This window comes from Mycobacterium sp. ABE4_509 (assembly GCF_056160785.1).
In genome coordinates this window covers 1-15,679 of the sequence record NZ_JBSWXU010000122.1, presented here as the reverse complement: position 1 = coordinate 15,679, position 15,679 = coordinate 1, and the positions used below count along the sequence as shown (strand labels likewise).

Sequence of the window (15,679 nt, the reverse complement as noted above, 5' to 3'; positions counted from 1 at the left end):
GCTCACCACCGGCCTGCACGTCGCGGCCGCGGTGGCCGACGCGATGCGCCCCGGCGAGCAGCTGGTGCTGGGCGCGTCGAACCCGGTGCGCGATCTGGCGCTGGTCGGGATGAGCACTCCCGGGGTGCAGGTGCGGTCCAACCGCGGGGTGGCCGGGATCGACGGGACGGTGTCGAGCGCGATCGGGGCGGCGCTGGCCTTCGAGGCGGCCGGCGACCGCGCAGCCGGACGCACGGTCGCGCTGATCGGCGACCTGACGTTCGTGCACGACAGCTCGGGCCTGCTGATCGGGCCCACCGAACCCACGCCGCGCCAGCTGACGATCGTGGTGTCCAACGACAACGGCGGGGGCATCTTCGAGCTGCTCGAGCAGGGCGACCCCCGCTTCTCCGATGTGTCCTCACGGGTCTTCGGCACCCCGCACGACGTGGACGTCGGCGCCCTGTGCCGGGCCTACCACGTCGACAGCCGCCAGATCGAGGTCGGCGAGCTGGCCGACGTGCTCGCCGCGCCGCAGGACGCGATGCGGGTGCTGGAGGTGAAGGCCGACCGGTCCTCGCTGCGCGCGCTGCACGCCTCGATCAAGGCCAGCCTGTGAGGCAGCTGCTGGAGCGGCTGCGGCCGGTCTGGGACGCGGTGCGGCCGCACCTGCACGGCGAGCCGGGCGAGACCAGGAGCGGACGCATCCTGCGGCGGATCCGGATCGGCATCGTCATCGCCGCGTGCCTGGTGACATTGCAGTCGGTGCTGCTGGTGCTGGGCGCCTGGCGCAACGACCGGCAGATCGAACGCCATCTCGGGGTGGCCGAGGCCACCGTGCTCGACGCCGGCGACCGCCGTTCGACGATCGAGTTCGTCACCCCGGACCGGGTCACCTACCGGCCCGAACTGGGGGTGCTGTACCCGTCCAAACTCGACGACGGGATGCGCATCTACGTCGAGTACGACACCAACGACCCGGACCTGGTCCGGGTGCGGGACCGCAACGCCGCGCTGGCGATCATCCCGGCCGGGTCGATCGCGGTGGTGGGCTGGTTGGTCGCCGGTGCCGCGCTGGGGGTGACGACGCTGGTGGAACGCCGCCTCGACCGGCGCGGGGCCGACGTCTGACGTGCGAGGCCTGATTCAGGAGTGCACCAGTTCGTGCAGCCAGTCGTCGTCGTAGATGTCGACCTTCTCCTGGCCCTCGAGGTCGTACACGGTCGGGGTGCCGGCCTGCGCCGGATCGACGTCGATGAGGTAGACGAAGTTGGTGTCGTTCAACTCGGCGATGTCGACCGAGGCCCGGTCGCGTCCGAGATTGTCGGCGACCCCGTCGGGCATCCCCGCCGCGACCGCCATGTCGTAGAGCTCGTCTCCGCTGAACGACGGGCCTCCGGGGTCCTGGTTGAGCCACAGCTCCTCGACGAAGCGCTGGAACTGGGTTCCGCTGGCTGAGGAGTCACCCGACGGGCCGCCGGGGGCGGCGGCCAGGAACATCGCGTTGGCGACGGTGGCCGAGTACCCCTCGTCGTCCTCGTCGAGGAAGGTCAGCGGCCGGTAGGTGACCTGCAGGTCACCGACGGCGATGTGGAAGGCGAGCTGATCGCCGAAGTCCCGTTGCAGGTCGCGGCAGTGGGTGCACTGCGGTTCGGTGAAGATCTCGATGTGTGCCGGCGCCTCGTCGAAGCCGGCGACGATGCCCATGCCGTCGTCGCTGACGGTCAGCGGGATCGGGGTGGGGTCCGGGCGCGCGGTCCCGGTCACCGCGGTGGAGCAGCCCGCCACGGCCAGCAGCCCGACCAGGCACCCGATGACGCCGTTCAGCAGCGCTGTCTTGGATGTGCGCATGTCGTGAGGGTAGTCCCCGGTCGTCTGCGGGGACGGCTGAGTCGGGGTGCCGGTGGGGATCGCGGCATCTCCGGCTATTCGTGTGACATACCCCTGTCGGCAACCTCGGAGACAGGTGGCGATGTCACCGTTCGGGTGTGCGCGTTGCGATCGTCGCAGAATCGTTCCTCCCGAACGTCAACGGTGTCACCAACTCCGTGCTTCGGGTGATCGAGCATCTGCGCCGTACTGGTCACGAGGTGCTGGTGATCGCGCCGGACAGCCCGCGCGGCGAGCCGCCGGCCGACCGGGTGTACGAGGGCGTGCGGGTGCACCGGGTGCCGTCTCGGATGTTCCCGAAGATCACCTCGCTGCCGCTGGGCGTTCCGCGCCCCCGCATGGTCAGCGTGCTGCGGGGTTTCGACCCTGATGTCGTGCATCTCGCCTCGCCGGCCCTGCTCGGCTGGGGTGGTGTGCACGCCGCCCGTCATCTCGGCATCCCGACGGTCGCGGTGTTCCAGACCGATGTGGCCGGTTTCGCCGAGAGCTACGGCATCGGCGTGCTCTCGCGCGCGTCGTGGGCGTGGACCCGGCGGCTGCACAGCAAGGCCGACCGGACCCTGGCGCCGTCCACCTCGGCGATGGACAACCTTGCCGCCCATGGTGTTCCGCGGATCCACAAGTGGGGGCGCGGGGTGGATGTGACCGGCTTCGCGCCGTCGGCCCGCGATGAGCGGCTGCGCCGCGGCTGGTCTCCCGACGGCCGCCCGGTGGTCGGGTTCGTCGGGCGGTTGGCGCCCGAGAAGCACGTCGAGCGGCTCGCCGGGCTGGCCGGGCGCGACGATGCGCAGGTGGTGATCGTCGGTGACGGGGTGGACCGCGGCAAGCTGGAAGCGCTGATGCCCTCGGCGGTGTTCACCGGGGCGCTCTACGGCGAACAGTTGGCGGCCGCCTACGCGAGCATGGACGTGTTCGTCCATCCGGGTGAGCACGAGACGTTCTGTCAGGCGGTGCAGGAGGCGATGGCCTCCGGGGTTCCGGTGATCGCCCCCGACGCGGGCGGCCCGCGCGATCTGGTGACCCCGATGCACACCGGAATGCTGCTTCCTGTCGCGGATTTCGAGTCCGCTCTGATCCCGGCGGTCGATCATCTGCTCGCCGAGCGGGCGCGCTATTCGGTGGCGGCGCGGCGCAGCGTGCTGGGGCGCACCTGGCCGGCAGTGTGCGATCAGCTGATCGGGCACTACCGCGACGTGCTGGGCACCCGCAGCGTCAAGGCGGCCTGAGCAGCCGGCTACCGCGAGCCGCGTCTCAGCCCTGGGCCTGCACCGCGACGGGCTGCCACGTCTCCCAGGTGGCCAGCCGGCTCTCGTAGTCGGCTCTGGCCAGTTCCAGCGGCAGTGCACCGAAGAAGACCCGCAGCGGCGGTTCGGCGGCGTCGACGATGGCCAGCAGCGCGGCCGCCGAGGCTTTGGGGTCGCCGGGTTGGGCGCTGCGTGCGGCCCGCCACCGCTCGGAGCGTTCGTGTGCCTCGGCGTAGTCGGGCAGCGCGGTGGCGCGTTTGGCCGACGGCCCGGCCCAGTCGGTGGCGAAGCCGCCCGGTTCGACGATGGTGACGTGCACGCCGAAGTCGGCGATCTCCTGGGCCAGGGCCTGTGAGAAGCCTTCCAGCGCCCACTTCGACGCGTGGTAGATGCCGACGTCGGGGAAGGCGCTGATCCCGCCGATCGAGGACACTTGGATCAGGTGGCCGCTGCGCTGGGCGCGCAGGTAGGGCAGCGCGGCCTGGGTGATCCACAGCGCCCCGAACAGGTTGGTCTCGATCTGGGCGCGGGCTTCGTCCTCGGAGAGTTCCTCGATGAACCCGAACTGCCCGTAGCCGGCGTTGTTGACCACGACGTCGAGGCGGCCGAAGTGGTCGTGGGCCGCGGCGACCGCGGCGAAGTCGGCGGCACGGTCGGTGACGTCGAGCTGGATCGGCAGCAGCGCGTCGCCGTACCTGGCGGCCAGGTCGTCGAGGGTGGCGACGTCGCGGGCGGTCGCGGCGACCTTGTCGCCCCGCTCGAGAGCCCCGATCGTCCATTCGCGCCCGAAGCCGCGTGAGGTACCGGTGATGAACCAGACTTTTTCACTCATGTGCAGTTCCAATGCCCGTCGGGGGCGGTGTCATTCCGTCCGGGCCGAAGTGCACAGCCGATGCCCAGCTTCGGTGCTGATACGTTCGGCTGCGTGAACCGCGCGTCGCTGGACAAGGATCCCCGTGAGGTCGCGTCGATGTTCGACGGGGTGGCGCGTCGCTATGACCTGACCAATACGGTGCTCTCGTTGGGTCAGGACCGCTTCTGGCGGCGCGCGACCCGCGCCGCGCTGCGGATCGGCCCTGGCGACAAGGTGCTCGACCTGGCGGCCGGGACGGCGGTGTCGACCGTGGAGCTGGCCGGCTCGGGGGCGTGGTGTGTGGCCGCGGACTTCTCGGTCGGCATGCTGGCCGCCGGCGCGGGCCGCCCGGTGCCCAAGGTGGCCGGCGACGCCACCCGGTTGCCGTTCGCCGACGGGGCGTTCGACGCGGTGACGATCAGTTTCGGGCTGCGCAACGTCGTCGACCACGCCGCCGGGCTGCGTGAGATGGCGCGGGTGACGCGACCGGGCGGGCGGCTGGTGGTGTGCGAGTTCTCGACGCCGGCCAACGGCCTGTTCGCCACGGTGTACAAGGAGTACCTGATGCGGGCGCTGCCGCGGATGGCGCGCACGGTGTCGTCGAACCCGGACGCCTACGTCTATCTGGCCGAGTCGATCCGGGCCTGGCCGGACCAGGCCGACCTGGCGCGGCGGATCGAGGCGTCGGGCTGGACGGATGTGCGGTGGCGCAACCTGACCGGCGGGATCGTGGCGCTGCACGCAGCGGTCAGGGCCTGACCGGCCGCTACTCGCATTCGCCGCAGACGCCGCGGGGCAGCATCTGCAGATGGCACTGCGGGCAGATCTTCGGCGGGGTCGGTGTGGAGGTTGCCACCGCGGCCGGGCGGTCGTTGGAAGCGGTTTCGGAAGCGGCGGACGCTTCGGTGTCCATGACGCGACGATAGCCTTGCGCCCCAGCGGTTCCGGTGATGGCCGCGCGCAGTTCGCGAGGCTTCACCTCGGCGTTGCGCAACGGTCATCGGGTGGTGAACGCGCCGTCGCTGTCGTCAGCTGAACGGGCGGCGGGTGTCGATGCGGCCGGACAGCCGTCCGGCGCCGCGCCACACCCGCGCAACCATGTCCGCGTCCTCGTCGGTGACGAAGTTCCCCATCACCCGCACCGCGAGTTTCATCAGCGCGTGCGAGCGCATCGCCAGCGGTCCCGTCGACGGCAGGAACCGGGGGAACGTCAGCAGCAGCGCCAGCCGCCGGGCGATGGAGAAGCCGCGCGCGTAGTGGGTGTCGAGCACCGCGGGCCAGGACTGTGCGTAGTCGCCCGACCCCAGCAGCTCGACGGCGAGGCGGCCGGTTTCCAGGCCGTAGTCGATGCCCTCGCCGTTGAGTGGGTTCACACACGCCGCGGCGTCGCCGATCAGCATCCAGTTGGGGCCGGCCACCTGCGAGACCGCGCCGCCCATCGGCAGCAGCGCCGAGAGCCCGGCCCGGGGTTCGCCGGCGAAGTCCCACTCGTCGTGGTGCAGGTTCGCGTAGTAGCGCATCAGCGGGCGCAGTGCCGCGTCGGCGGGCCGCTTGGCGGTGGCCAGCGCGCCGACCCCGATGTTCACCTCGCCGTTGCCCAGCGGGAAGATCCAGCCGTAGCCGGGCAGCACCTCCCCGGCGGGGGAACGCAATTCCAGGTGCGAGGTGATCCACGGCTCGTCGCTGCGCGGGGTGGAGACATAGCCGCGGATCGCGACCCCGTAGACGGTCTCGCGGTGCCACTGCCGGCCCAGCGCGCGTCCCAGCGTGGAGCGGGCGCCGTCGGCGACGATCAGGTCCCGGCACCGCACCCGGGTGCCGTCGTCGAGTACCACCGCCGTCACCCGGCCCGACGAGTCGCGCTCGACGTCAACGGCTTTGACGCCGAGGTGCATCGCGGCGCCGTCGTCGTCGGCCACCTGGCGGATCCGTTCGTCGAGCTCGGTCCGCGGCACCGCGCTGCTGGTCGGTGGGAAGGACGGGCCCGGCCAGTCGATCTGGACGTCGGCGCCGAACCCCGACATCCGCAGTCCGCGGTGCGCGATCCTGCCGTCCAGCCACCCGCCCAGACCGAGCCGGCGCAGCTCGGCGACGGCGCGCGGGGTCAGCCCGTCACCGCAGGCCTTGTCGCGGGGAAACGGCGCGGAGTCGATCACCAGGACGTCGCGTCCGGCCCGGGCCGCCCAGGCGGCCGCCGACGACCCGGCGGGTCCGGCCCCGACCACGACCACATCGGCCGCTCGCGTCACCCCGGTCGCGTCGCTCCTGCCCGCCGATGAGTCCATGGCTCCCAGTATGTTGGCAGTGTGAGGACACCGGCGAGCGTGGTGGCGGGAGTGGACTTCGGGGATGCCCAGTTCGCCCAGGATGTTCGTGACGGGGTCGCCCGCATCGAGACCCTGATGTCCGAGGAGCTGGGCAAGGCCGACACATTGATGGCCGAGGCGGTGCAGCATCTGTTCCAGGCCGGCGGGAAGCGGTTCCGGCCGCTGTTCACGGTGCTCTCGGCGCAGCTGGGGCCCGAGCCGGACTCCTGGCAGGTCACGGTCGCCGGCTCGGTGATCGAGCTGGTGCACCTGGCGACGCTCTACCACGACGACGTGATGGACGAAGCGCAGATGCGGCGCGGCGCGACCAGCGCCAACGCGCGCTGGGGCAACAACATCGCGATCCTGGCCGGGGACTACCTGTTCGCGACGGCCTCGCGGCTGGTGTCGCGGCTGGGCCCGGACGCGGTGCGGATCATCGCCGACACGTTCGCGCTGCTGGTCACCGGTCAGATGCGGGAGACCCGCGGGGCGGCCGACCAGGTGGACTCCGTGGAGCACTACCTGAAGGTGGTGTACGAGAAGACGGCCTGCCTGATCTCGGCCTCCGGCCGGTTCGGGGCGACGTTCTCCGGTGCCGGCGAGGACCAGATCGAGCGGTTGGCCCGGCTCGGCGGCATCGTCGGGACCGCCTTCCAGATCTCCGACGACATCATCGACATCGACAGTGACCCGGACGAGTCGGGCAAGGTGCCCGGCACCGACCTGCGTGAGGGTGTGCACACGCTGCCGGTGCTCTACGCGCTGCGCGAGACCGGCCCCGACGCCGACCGGCTGCGCACGCTGCTGGCCGGGCCGGTCGACGACGACGAGGTCGCCGAGGCGCTGCGGCTGTTGCGTGCGTCACAGGGCATCGCCAAGGCCAAGGACACGGTGGCCCGCTACGCCCAGCAGGCCCGTGACGAGCTGTCCCAGCTCCCGGCCGGTCCGGGCCGCAACGCGCTGGCCACGCTGGTGGACTACACCATCAGCCGGGACGGCTGAGCCGGTGAGCGTCCCAGGAACCCGGGCGGCTGGTCCGGGCGTTGACTCATCGACGGCTCCCGCGGGTCGATGGGTCGGCGGGGAGTGAAGGAGGCAAGCAGTGACTTGGAATCCGCATGCCAACAGGTTCAAGACGTTCCTGTTGCTGGTGGTGTTCTCGGGTCTCATCGTCGGCGTCGGCGCCATGTTCGGGCGCAACATCATGTTCCTGGCGGTGCTTTTCGCCGTGGGCATGAACGCCTACGTGTACTTCAACAGCGACAAGCTGGCCCTGCGCGCGATGCACGCCCAGCCGGTCAGCGAGATGCAGGCGCCGGTGATGTACAAGATCGTGCGGGAGCTGGCCACCACGGCGCGCCAGCCGATGCCGCGGCTCTACATCAGCGACACCGCGGCGCCCAATGCGTTCGCCACCGGGCGCAATCCGCGTAACGCGGCGGTGTGCTGCACGACGGGCATCCTGGGGATCCTCAACGAGCGTGAGTTGCGCGGCGTGCTGGGCCACGAACTGTCGCACGTGTACAACCGCGACATCCTGATCTCGTGTGTGGCCGGGGCGATGGCCGCGGTGATCACCGCGCTGGCGAACCTGGCGTTCTTCGCCTCGATGTTCGGCGGCAACCGCGGGGGCACCAATCCTTTTGCGATCCTGCTGGTTTCGCTGCTCGGGCCGATCGCGGCGACGGTCATCAAACTGGCCGTGTCGCGCCAGCGCGAGTACCAGGCCGACCAGTCCGGCGCCGAGCTGACCGGCGATCCGCTGGCGTTGGCCAGCGCGCTGCGCAAGATCAGCGCCGGGGTGGAGCGGGCTCCGCTGCCGCCGGAGCCGCAGCTGGCCGATCAGGCGCACCTGATGATCGCCAACCCGTTCCGGGCCGGCGAGAAGATCGGCAAGCTGTTCGCCACCCACCCGCCGATGGCCGATCGCATCGCGCGGCTCGAGGCGATGGCCGGCCGGGGTCCCGACCGCTACTACTGAGAGCCGCGGGCCGCGGATTCGGCGCGCGCAGTGACCCTCAGGGTGCTCAACCGCGCCGTGTCCGCTTAAGGTGTGACTCGTGCTGACCAGAATCCTGTTCGGGGTCGTTGCCACCGGCGCCGCCGTCCTGGGGGCGTCCGGTGTCGCCGCGGCGCAGCCGCCGAATGTCAACGCGCTGCCTCCGGTGAACCCGGCCGAGTTCGCGGTCAACGAGGGCACCTCGTACTCGTTCGGCGCGCCGGGCGGGGTCACCTGCGTGATGGACCGCCAGACCGGCAGCTACGGCTGCAGCGGGCCGCTGCCGGCCGCGCCCAACGGCGCCAACATGGTCTCCGGCTACGCCCAGGGCAGCCCGGGCTTCGCCCACGCGGACCGGCCGATGTACGGGGCGGTGGAGAATCCGCGCCCGCTTCCGGCCAACACCCGGATGAGTTTCCAGACGGTCAGCTGCGGTACCGACGGCGTGGTCACGACGTGTCTGAACACGCTGGACCAGTCCGGATTCGTGCTCAGCCCGGCGGGCAGCTTCACGTTCTGAAACACTGCTGGCCGCTGTGACGACATCTAGTCTGTGATGGTGCTGCACAGAATCCTCGTCGGCATGCTTGTCGCCCCAGCATGTGTTGCCGCGGTCCCGGGGCTGGCGGCTGCTCAGCCGCCGCCACCGCCCCCGCCGCCGCCGAACGTCAACGCCTGGGCTCCGGCCAACCCGCAGGACTATGCGGTGTTCGACGGGTCGGCGTATGCCTTCAGGTCCGGTGAGCTGGTGTGCCTGATGCAGCGTTCGGGCGGCTACGGATGCAACGGGCCGCTGCCGGGAGCTCCGGAGGGGGCCAATGTGGTCAGCGGGGCGGCCGGCGGTGTGCCCGGCTTCGGGGCCTCGCCCCGGCCGATCTACGAGGGTGAGGTCGCTGCTCTGCCGCCGAACACGCGGCTGAGCTTCGGCACCGTCAGCTGTGGCGGTGACGGGGCGGTGACGGCGTGTGTGGACAGCCGCAACCAGGCCGGTTTCGTGGTCAGCCCGGGTGCGACGTGGATCGTCAACCCGGTGAACCCGCTGCTGGTGCGGCCGGACGGGACCAACCCGTACTTCAACTGAGCGGTCCGGCTGCCGGGCCCGGCAGCCGGCGTCAGAATCCCGAGCCCAGCACCTCGTGGCCGGGTTTCTCGACCATCAGCCCGCGATAGGCCTGTTCGACGCTGGACCCGTGGTTGACCACGCCGTCGACCTCCCGCGCGATCGGCATGGTGATGCCGCATTTGTCGGCGAACTCCATGATCACGCTGGAGGCTTTGACACCCTCGGCCACCTGGTTCATCGACGCGATGATCTCGTCGATCGGCTTGCCGGCACCGAGTTGCTCGCCGACGTGGCGGTTGCGGCTGCGCTGGCTGGTGCAGGTGACGATCAGGTCGCCCATGCCGGCCAGCCCGGCGAAGGTGTCGCGGTGCCCGCCGAGCGCCTCGCCCATCTTCGACATCTCCCGGACCGCGCGGGCCATCACCATGGCGCGGGTGTTCTCCCCGATGCCCAGCGAGTAGCCCATGCCGACCGCGATCGCGTAGACGTTCTTCAGCGCGCCGGCCATCTCGACGCCGACGACGTCGTCGCTGGTGTAGGTGCGGAACCGCTTGGTGCGGAACAACCCGGCCAGGTTGGCGGCCAGGTGCTGGTCGGGCATCGCCAGCACGGCGGCGGCGGCGTAGCCCTCGGCGACCTCGCGGGCGATGTTGGGCCCGGCCAGGATTCCGGCCGGGTGGCCGGGCAGCACCTCGTCGACGATCTGACTCATCCGGTAGTTGGTGCCCTGCTCGAGCCCCTTGACCAGGGACACCACCGGCACCCACGGCCGCAGTTCACGGGCCAGCTCGGTGAGCACGCCGCGGAACCCGTGCGACGGCACCGCCATCACGATCACGTCGGCGGATTCGGCGGCCTCGGAGAAGTCGGTGGTGGCCCGCAGCGAATCGGGCAGCGCCACCTCGTCACCGAGGTAGCCGGAGTTGCGGTGGTTGTCGTTGATGTCGGTGGCGGTGTCCTGCGAGCGCACCCACTGCAGCGTGGGGCCGCGGCGGGCGCAGATGGAGGCGACCGTGGTGCCCCAGGATCCGCCCCCGAGGACGACGACTTTGGGTACGCGTTGCGCAGGTGCCATGGCGATCAGACTAGGACCGAGCAACTCGCTCGAGGGCGGGTTTGGGCGGCTGAGCTACCGCATCGGTCGGCGGCGTGTCAGCGGTAGTTGACGAACTGCAGCGCGACGTCGAGGTCGGAGCCCTTGAGCAGCGAGATGACGGTCTGCAGGTCGTCGCGCTTCTTGGAGCTGACCCGGATCTCCTCGCCCTGGATCTGGGCTTTGACGCCCTTGGGGCCCGCGTCGCGGATGATCTTGGTGATCTTCTTGGCCTCCTCGCTGCTGATGCCCTGCTTGAGGCTGCCGGTCACCTTGAAGGTCTTGCCGCTGGCCTGCGGCTCGCCCGCGTCGAACGCCTTCATGGAGATGTCGCGGCGCACGAGCTTCTCCTTGAACACGTCCACGGCGGCCTTCACCCGCTCCTCGGTGGCGGAGACGATCTCGATGGCTTCCTCGCCCTTCCAGGCGATGCTGGTGTCGGTGCCGCGGAAGTCGTAGCGGGTGGACAGCTCCTTGGCCGCCTGGTTGAGCGCGTTGTCGACCTCCTGGCGGTCGACCTTGCTGACGACGTCGAACGAAGAATCCGCCATGGACCCGTCCCTCCCTCGGTTGCTGGTGCTTGGCTCCATCTTCGCGGCCGTGCCCGACGGCCCGGACACCGCCCCCCACCCGCCGGTTTGTGCTCGGGGCCGGTGGTCGTTGTATTCTGCTCTGCGCGCTGCGATGCGCATCCAGCACTCCGGCAGGTTGCCCGAGCGGCCAATGGGAGCGGACTGTAAATCCGTCGGCTTACGCCTACACAGGTTCGAATCCTGTACCTGCCACGCTCACGATCAAGCCCCCTTTCGAGGGGGCTTGATCGCATTCACGCGGCGGCTCGTCCGCAGCAGCGGCGAAAGCCTCGGACCCCTAACCGCGCAGCCGGGCGCGACGTAGCTCCCCGATGACGTCCAACTCGTCCAGCGAGGTGGCCGGGATCGCATAGCTGCTGCGGTCTTCGATCTGGGAAAGGTGGGTCTCGATGTCCTCTGCGGTGGGGCAGGTATCCGGCGGTGCGACCCAGCCGTCGGCCACGGCGACGAACACGCGACCGAACCGGCGACCGCCCGCCGAGAACGCCTCACCGTTGACACTGCATGCCCGACTGGCCAGGTAGACCACCATCGGCGCGACGAGTTCGGGCCCGGCGTCATCGGGCGGCAGGCCCGCGCTGTCGAGCCGCTCGGCCAGTGCGGGCGGTATCGGCCCCCGGTTGCCGAACGGTGCGACGGGCAGGATGCAATTGGTCTTGATGCCGTGTTCGGCTCCTTCCAATGACAACGCCGCGCTCAGACCCAGCATGGCGGCCTTGGCCGCGGCGTAGTTGGCGCCCGCGACGCGGCCGAACGCCCCAGTGCTCGAGCCGGTCAGGACGATCCGGCCGTAGCTCTTCGCCTGCATGACCGGCCAGGCGGGCTGGGTCACGAAGAACGCACCCCGCAGGTGCACATCGAGAACCGGATCGAGCTGGTCCGGTGCCATCTCGTGGTAGTACCTGTGGCGCCATACGCCGGCATTGTGGATCACCGCGTCCACGGTGCCGAAACTCTGCAGCGCCCGGTCGACGATCGCCTGGCCGCCTTGCGGCGTGGCCACGGTGTCATGGGATGCGACGGCCGTACCCCCGGCGGATTCGATCTCCCGTACCACCGCTTCAGCAGCCGAACCCTGCGGATCGTCGAGCCCGCCGACATCGTTGACGACGACCTTGGCCCCGCGCCGCCCGAGCTCCAGCGCATAGGCGCGGCCGAGTCGCTGCCCTGCGCCGGTGACGATCACGGCTTGACCGTCGAAGCCGATCGACATGTCGAGCACCCGTTCGGACCGGGCTACTTCAGCATGCTGCCGGCGTCGACGGTCATCGGTAGCCCGGTGACGTAGCGCGATTCGTCGGAGGCGAGGAACAGCACGGCGTTGCTGATGTCGACGGGCTCCACCCAGCCGACGGGCAGCACGTGCATGAACTGCGCGGCGACCTTCAAGTCATCGAGGCCGGGGTTCTCCAGGTCGGGACGGAACAGCTTCATCGTCGCGTCGTTCATGAACAGCGGGGTGTTGACGTTGGTGGGGTGCACCGAGTTGACCCGGATGAAGTGTTGGCCCAGTTCCACGGCGAAGGTGCGCATGAGCCCGACGACGCCGTGCTTGGCGGCGATGTAGTGGCCGGTGTGCGGGTAGGCCTTCAGCCCGCCCACCGAGCTGGTCAGGATGATGGATCCGCCGCGACCTCCGGAGATCAGATGCGGTACCGCAGCTTTGACGGTCTTCCATACCCCCGACAGGTTGACGTCGATCATGTCGGTCCAGTCTTCTTCGCTGGTCTTGTGCAGTGTCTGGCCGCCGTTGCCGATGCCGGCATTGGCGCAGACGATGTCGAGGCGCCCGAGTTGTTCGACACCGCTGTCCACTGCCGCCTGCATGGCCTCGTAGTCGCGGACGTCGACCTCGGCGGTCACGACCCTGCGGTCGAGGTCCTTGATGAGATCGGCGGTCTGCGCCAGATCCTCGGGGGTCGAAGGCGGGATCTGGGTGTTGCTGGTGACGGGCCCGCAGACGTCGACCGCGATGATGTCGGCGCCTTCCTGGGCCAATCGCACCGCGTGGCTGCGGCCCTGGCCACGGGCCGCTCCGGTGATGACCGCGACCTTGCCTTCGACCCGTCCACCCATGTCCGCACCTCAGTGATCCGTCGGGTCGGACCGTGCTGTGCACCGGTCCGACGTGTGCTCGATCAACGGTTTTGATCGGTCGATCAGTCAGCGTGGCACCCCGTGGCCGGCATGTCAACGGTCCCGGCTTGCGCCGGACGGTGGGCGCAGTGTCGCAAGCCGGTCGATCTGACGCTGGGCAAACGCGCGCAGTTCCTCGTGTCCGTCGGTGACGCCGACCGCGCTCTCGTTGCACAGGCTGCGGGCGATCTGTGCGATCAGCATCGAGATCGCCACCGGCGGGTACTCGTCGAGGTCGACGCCGGCAGCGCGCAGCGCCACGGTGACGGCCGCGGTTTCCATGTCGCGAACTCGCTCGGCATAGCTCTTCAGTTCGGCTCGAATCGCTTTGCGGTGGTTGGCCATCGCCATGAACTCGGTGTTCAGCCCGGTGAGCCGAGAGTCGCTGTTGATGTGCCAGAGAGCCTGCAACGGGTCGTCGGCGGCCAAGGCTTCGCGCATGCGCTTCAGCGAGGCATCGGCTCCCGCTCGGAGCACCTCGACGAACAGGTCGTCCATGGTAGGGAAGTAGTAGTACACCAACGCCTGTTTGACCCCGGCCTCGGCAGCCACCCGCCGAGAGGTGGCGGCAGCGTATCCGTCCTCGCGCATGACCTGGGCGGTCGCCTCGATGAGCCTGGAACGCGCTCCGGCGTCACCGCTGGCGTTGGGCCGCGGAGATGTCGAGGTGTTCGTGGGTTCCGATTTCCTTGACCGCTTAGCGCCATTCGTGGTAGGCATGCCGCATCCTAGCAGTCTGATCGATCGATCAGTGACGCGCTCTGTCCAAGGCGGCGAAAGGCCCGAACATCATGACCGACCTCGCTGGAGTCGACTACTTCACCGACGGCGCAACCGCCCAGGATCCCTACGAGTACTGGGACTACCTGCGCAATCAGGGGCCGGTGTTCGCCGAGCCGCACTACGGCGTCGTCGCCGTGACCGGCCACCAGGAAGTCCAGGCGGCCTACAAGGATGCCGACGCGTTCTCCTCGGTCAACGCGATCGGGGGGCCTTTCCCCCCACTGCCGTTCACCCCGGAGGGCGACGACATCAGTGCGCAGATCGAAGCACATCGCCACGAGTTTCCGCTCTTCGAACACATGGTGATCATGGACCCGCCCGAACACGAGAAGGCACGCTCGCTGCTGGGCAAGCTGTTGACCCCGCGCCGCCTGAAGGAGAACGAGGACTACATCTGGCAGTTGGCCGACCGCCAGATCGACGAGTTCATCGCCAACGGACAGTGCGAGTTCCTCAGCGAATATGCAAAACCGTTCGCAACACTGGCGATTGCCGATCTTCTGGGAGTCCCCGATGAGGACCGCCCGCAGATCCGTCGCAACCTCGGCGCCGGAAACGCACCCGGTGCCCGGGTCGGAGCGCTCGATCACGAGCCGGTGGGCAGCAATCCGCTGCAGTACCTCGATGACCTGTTCAGCGGCTATATCAGTGCACGGCGGGATGCGCCGTGTGATGATGTGCTCACCGGCCTGGCTACCGCCAGCTACCCCGATGGTTCGATTCCTCCCGTCATCGAAGTGGCCCGCACCGCCACCTTCCTGTTCGCCGCGGGCCAGGAAACCGTGACGAAGCTACTCAGTTCGGCGGTGCAGGTGCTCGGCGATCAACCCGAGTTGCAGCAGCGGCTGCGCGCCGACCGCACCCTCATCGGAGCGTTCATCGAAGAGGCGGTGCGCATGCAGAGCCCCACCAAGGTCGACTTCCGGCTGGCGCGAAAGACGACCACGTTGGGTGGTGTGCCCATCAAGGCAGGCACTGTGCTGATGCTCTGTCTCGGGGCGGCCAACCGTGATCCCCGAAAGTTCAAAAACCCCAATGAATTTCGGATTGATCGTAAGAACGTCCGTGAACACATCGCATTCGGCCGCGGCATCCACACCTGCGCAGGCGCCCCGCTTGCCCGTGTCGAAGGCCGGGTGACCATCAACCGGCTGCTCGATCGCATGAGCGACATCAGCATCAGTGCGGCCAAGCATGGAGACCCGGGACAGCGCCACTATGGTTATGAACCCACCTTCCTGCTGCGTGGGCTCACCGAGTTGCACATCGAGTTCACCCCGGCCGGGTGACTGACGCCGGCTGACCGGCACGCTGCTCGGCCGCGAGGCTCAGATGAGAAGGCACTCATCTGAGCTTCCCGCCACTCTCACGTGGATACGACAACCTTTTCTCAGACGGGACGACGGGGCCCGGACGAGAAAAGGAGAACGACATGCCGAACCAGACGACGAGCACCTGGAAGGTCGTCACCGCCGGCACCGCGCTGACGGGGTTCGCTCTGCTCGGAACCGGTGTCGCGCACGCCGACTTCGGCGGCAGCGCGTTCCCCGGCGGCACGCAGACCGTGCTGGCCTGGGACGACACCTCCTGGGATGACACCTACTGGGACTGATCGGCGATGTCACAGGACATGGCGCCCGCCCATCGCGACCGCGATGGCGGGCGCCGAGTCGTTGAGGCCGCAGGCGAGGTGTCCGGCGCCGCGCTGGCGCTGCTGCTGGGGCCGCAGGCCGGTGA

At 69.3% G+C, this 15,679-nt stretch carries 19 protein-coding genes and 1 tRNA gene; 11 read left to right on the top strand and 9 right to left on the bottom strand.

Annotated elements, in window-relative coordinates:
• Window positions 1-598: thiamine pyrophosphate-binding protein (locus ACXAID_RS21490; RefSeq protein WP_475024224.1), on the top strand; the 598-nt coding region annotated here is incomplete at its 5' end.
• A complete protein-coding gene (locus ACXAID_RS21485) occupies window positions 595-1,110 on the top strand; it encodes a DUF3592 domain-containing protein (protein ID WP_421459036.1) in 516 nt (171 codons plus the stop codon). The genes ACXAID_RS21490 and ACXAID_RS21485, both read left to right, overlap by 4 nt.
• 15 nt (window positions 1,111-1,125) lie before the next feature.
• Here ACXAID_RS21485 and ACXAID_RS21480 read toward each other — a convergent pair whose 3' ends face one another.
• Window positions 1,126-1,830 carry a DsbA family protein gene (locus ACXAID_RS21480; RefSeq protein WP_475024223.1) on the bottom strand — a complete coding sequence of 235 codons (705 nt, stop codon included), beginning with the start codon at window positions 1,828-1,830 and terminating at the stop codon, window positions 1,126-1,128.
• Window positions 1,831-1,967: 137 nt separating this feature from the next.
• Here ACXAID_RS21480 and ACXAID_RS21475 point away from each other — a divergent pair, with 137 nt between their 5' ends.
• Window positions 1,968-3,095 carry a glycosyltransferase family 4 protein gene (locus ACXAID_RS21475; protein ID WP_475024222.1) on the top strand — a complete coding sequence of 376 codons (1,128 nt, stop codon included), beginning with the start codon at window positions 1,968-1,970 and terminating at the stop codon, window positions 3,093-3,095.
• Between the two features lie 25 nt (window positions 3,096-3,120).
• Here the strand turns inward: ACXAID_RS21475 and ACXAID_RS21470 are convergent, their stop codons facing one another.
• Window positions 3,121-3,945 carry an SDR family oxidoreductase gene (locus tag ACXAID_RS21470; protein ID WP_475024221.1) on the bottom strand — a complete coding sequence of 275 codons (825 nt, stop codon included), beginning with the start codon at window positions 3,943-3,945 and terminating at the stop codon, window positions 3,121-3,123.
• A gap of 93 nt (window positions 3,946-4,038) precedes the next feature.
• Here ACXAID_RS21470 and ACXAID_RS21465 point away from each other — a divergent pair, with 93 nt between their 5' ends.
• Entirely contained in the window at window positions 4,039-4,725 is a 687-nt protein-coding gene (locus ACXAID_RS21465; protein WP_475024220.1) for a demethylmenaquinone methyltransferase, read from the top strand.
• Between the two features lie 7 nt (window positions 4,726-4,732).
• Here the strand turns inward: ACXAID_RS21465 and ACXAID_RS21460 are convergent, their stop codons facing one another.
• A complete protein-coding gene (locus ACXAID_RS21460) occupies window positions 4,733-4,879 on the bottom strand; it encodes a hypothetical protein (protein ID WP_475024219.1) in 147 nt (48 codons plus the stop codon).
• 115 nt (window positions 4,880-4,994) lie between these two features.
• Entirely contained in the window at window positions 4,995-6,251 is a 1,257-nt protein-coding gene (gene menJ / locus ACXAID_RS21455; protein WP_475024218.1) for a menaquinone reductase, read from the bottom strand.
• A gap of 21 nt (window positions 6,252-6,272) precedes the next feature.
• Between menJ and grcC1 the strand changes: the two genes are divergently transcribed.
• From grcC1 to ACXAID_RS21435, 4 genes are all read left to right on the top strand, one after another.
• Window positions 6,273-7,277 carry a nonaprenyl/(2E,6E)-farnesyl/geranylgeranyl diphosphat synthase gene (gene grcC1 / locus ACXAID_RS21450; protein WP_475024217.1) on the top strand — a complete coding sequence of 335 codons (1,005 nt, stop codon included), beginning with the start codon at window positions 6,273-6,275 and terminating at the stop codon, window positions 7,275-7,277.
• A gap of 100 nt (window positions 7,278-7,377) precedes the next feature.
• The gene (htpX, locus tag ACXAID_RS21445) at window positions 7,378-8,256 is read left to right on the top strand and encodes a zinc metalloprotease HtpX (protein WP_475024216.1); all 879 of its coding nucleotides are present in this window, start codon (window positions 7,378-7,380) and stop codon (window positions 8,254-8,256) included.
• A gap of 79 nt (window positions 8,257-8,335) precedes the next feature.
• Window positions 8,336-8,794: a hypothetical protein gene (locus ACXAID_RS21440; RefSeq protein WP_475024215.1), complete on the top strand. Its 459-nt coding sequence runs from the start codon at window positions 8,336-8,338 to the stop codon at window positions 8,792-8,794.
• Window positions 8,795-8,830: 36 nt separating this feature from the next.
• Window positions 8,831-9,355, top strand: a complete 525-nt coding sequence (locus tag ACXAID_RS21435; RefSeq protein ID WP_475024214.1) for a hypothetical protein — start codon at window positions 8,831-8,833, stop codon at window positions 9,353-9,355.
• 31 nt (window positions 9,356-9,386) lie between these two features.
• Here ACXAID_RS21435 and ACXAID_RS21430 read toward each other — a convergent pair whose 3' ends face one another.
• Both ACXAID_RS21430 and ACXAID_RS21425 read right to left on the bottom strand, forming a co-directional pair.
• Window positions 9,387-10,412: an NAD(P)H-dependent glycerol-3-phosphate dehydrogenase gene (locus ACXAID_RS21430; RefSeq protein ID WP_475024213.1), complete on the bottom strand. Its 1,026-nt coding sequence runs from the start codon at window positions 10,410-10,412 to the stop codon at window positions 9,387-9,389.
• A 77-nt stretch (window positions 10,413-10,489) separates the two neighbouring features.
• Window positions 10,490-10,981 carry a YajQ family cyclic di-GMP-binding protein gene (locus ACXAID_RS21425; RefSeq protein WP_475024212.1) on the bottom strand — a complete coding sequence of 164 codons (492 nt, stop codon included), beginning with the start codon at window positions 10,979-10,981 and terminating at the stop codon, window positions 10,490-10,492.
• 151 nt (window positions 10,982-11,132) lie between these two features.
• On the opposite strand from ACXAID_RS21425, the gene ACXAID_RS21420 reads away from it, so the two are divergent.
• A tRNA-Tyr gene (locus ACXAID_RS21420) sits at window positions 11,133-11,215 on the top strand.
• An 85-nt stretch (window positions 11,216-11,300) separates the two neighbouring features.
• Here the strand turns inward: ACXAID_RS21420 and ACXAID_RS21415 are convergent.
• From ACXAID_RS21415 to ACXAID_RS21405, 3 genes are all read right to left on the bottom strand, one after another.
• Window positions 11,301-12,236, bottom strand: a complete 936-nt coding sequence (locus tag ACXAID_RS21415; protein ID WP_475024211.1) for an SDR family NAD(P)-dependent oxidoreductase — start codon at window positions 12,234-12,236, stop codon at window positions 11,301-11,303.
• Window positions 12,237-12,259: 23 nt separating this feature from the next.
• The gene (locus ACXAID_RS21410) at window positions 12,260-13,099 is read right to left on the bottom strand and encodes a mycofactocin-coupled SDR family oxidoreductase (RefSeq protein WP_475024210.1); all 840 of its coding nucleotides are present in this window, start codon (window positions 13,097-13,099) and stop codon (window positions 12,260-12,262) included.
• Between the two features lie 114 nt (window positions 13,100-13,213).
• The gene (locus ACXAID_RS21405; RefSeq protein WP_475024209.1) at window positions 13,214-13,879 is read right to left on the bottom strand and encodes a TetR/AcrR family transcriptional regulator; all 666 of its coding nucleotides are present in this window, start codon (window positions 13,877-13,879) and stop codon (window positions 13,214-13,216) included.
• Window positions 13,880-13,950: 71 nt separating this feature from the next.
• Between ACXAID_RS21405 and ACXAID_RS21400 the strand changes: the two genes are divergently transcribed.
• Entirely contained in the window at window positions 13,951-15,231 is a 1,281-nt protein-coding gene (locus ACXAID_RS21400; protein ID WP_475024208.1) for a cytochrome P450, read from the top strand.
• Window positions 15,232-15,374: 143 nt separating this feature from the next.
• Window positions 15,375-15,554 (top strand): hypothetical protein, encoded by a 180-nt coding sequence (locus ACXAID_RS21395; RefSeq protein WP_475024207.1) that lies wholly within the window; start codon window positions 15,375-15,377, stop codon window positions 15,552-15,554.
• Window positions 15,555-15,679 lie beyond the last annotated feature (125 nt).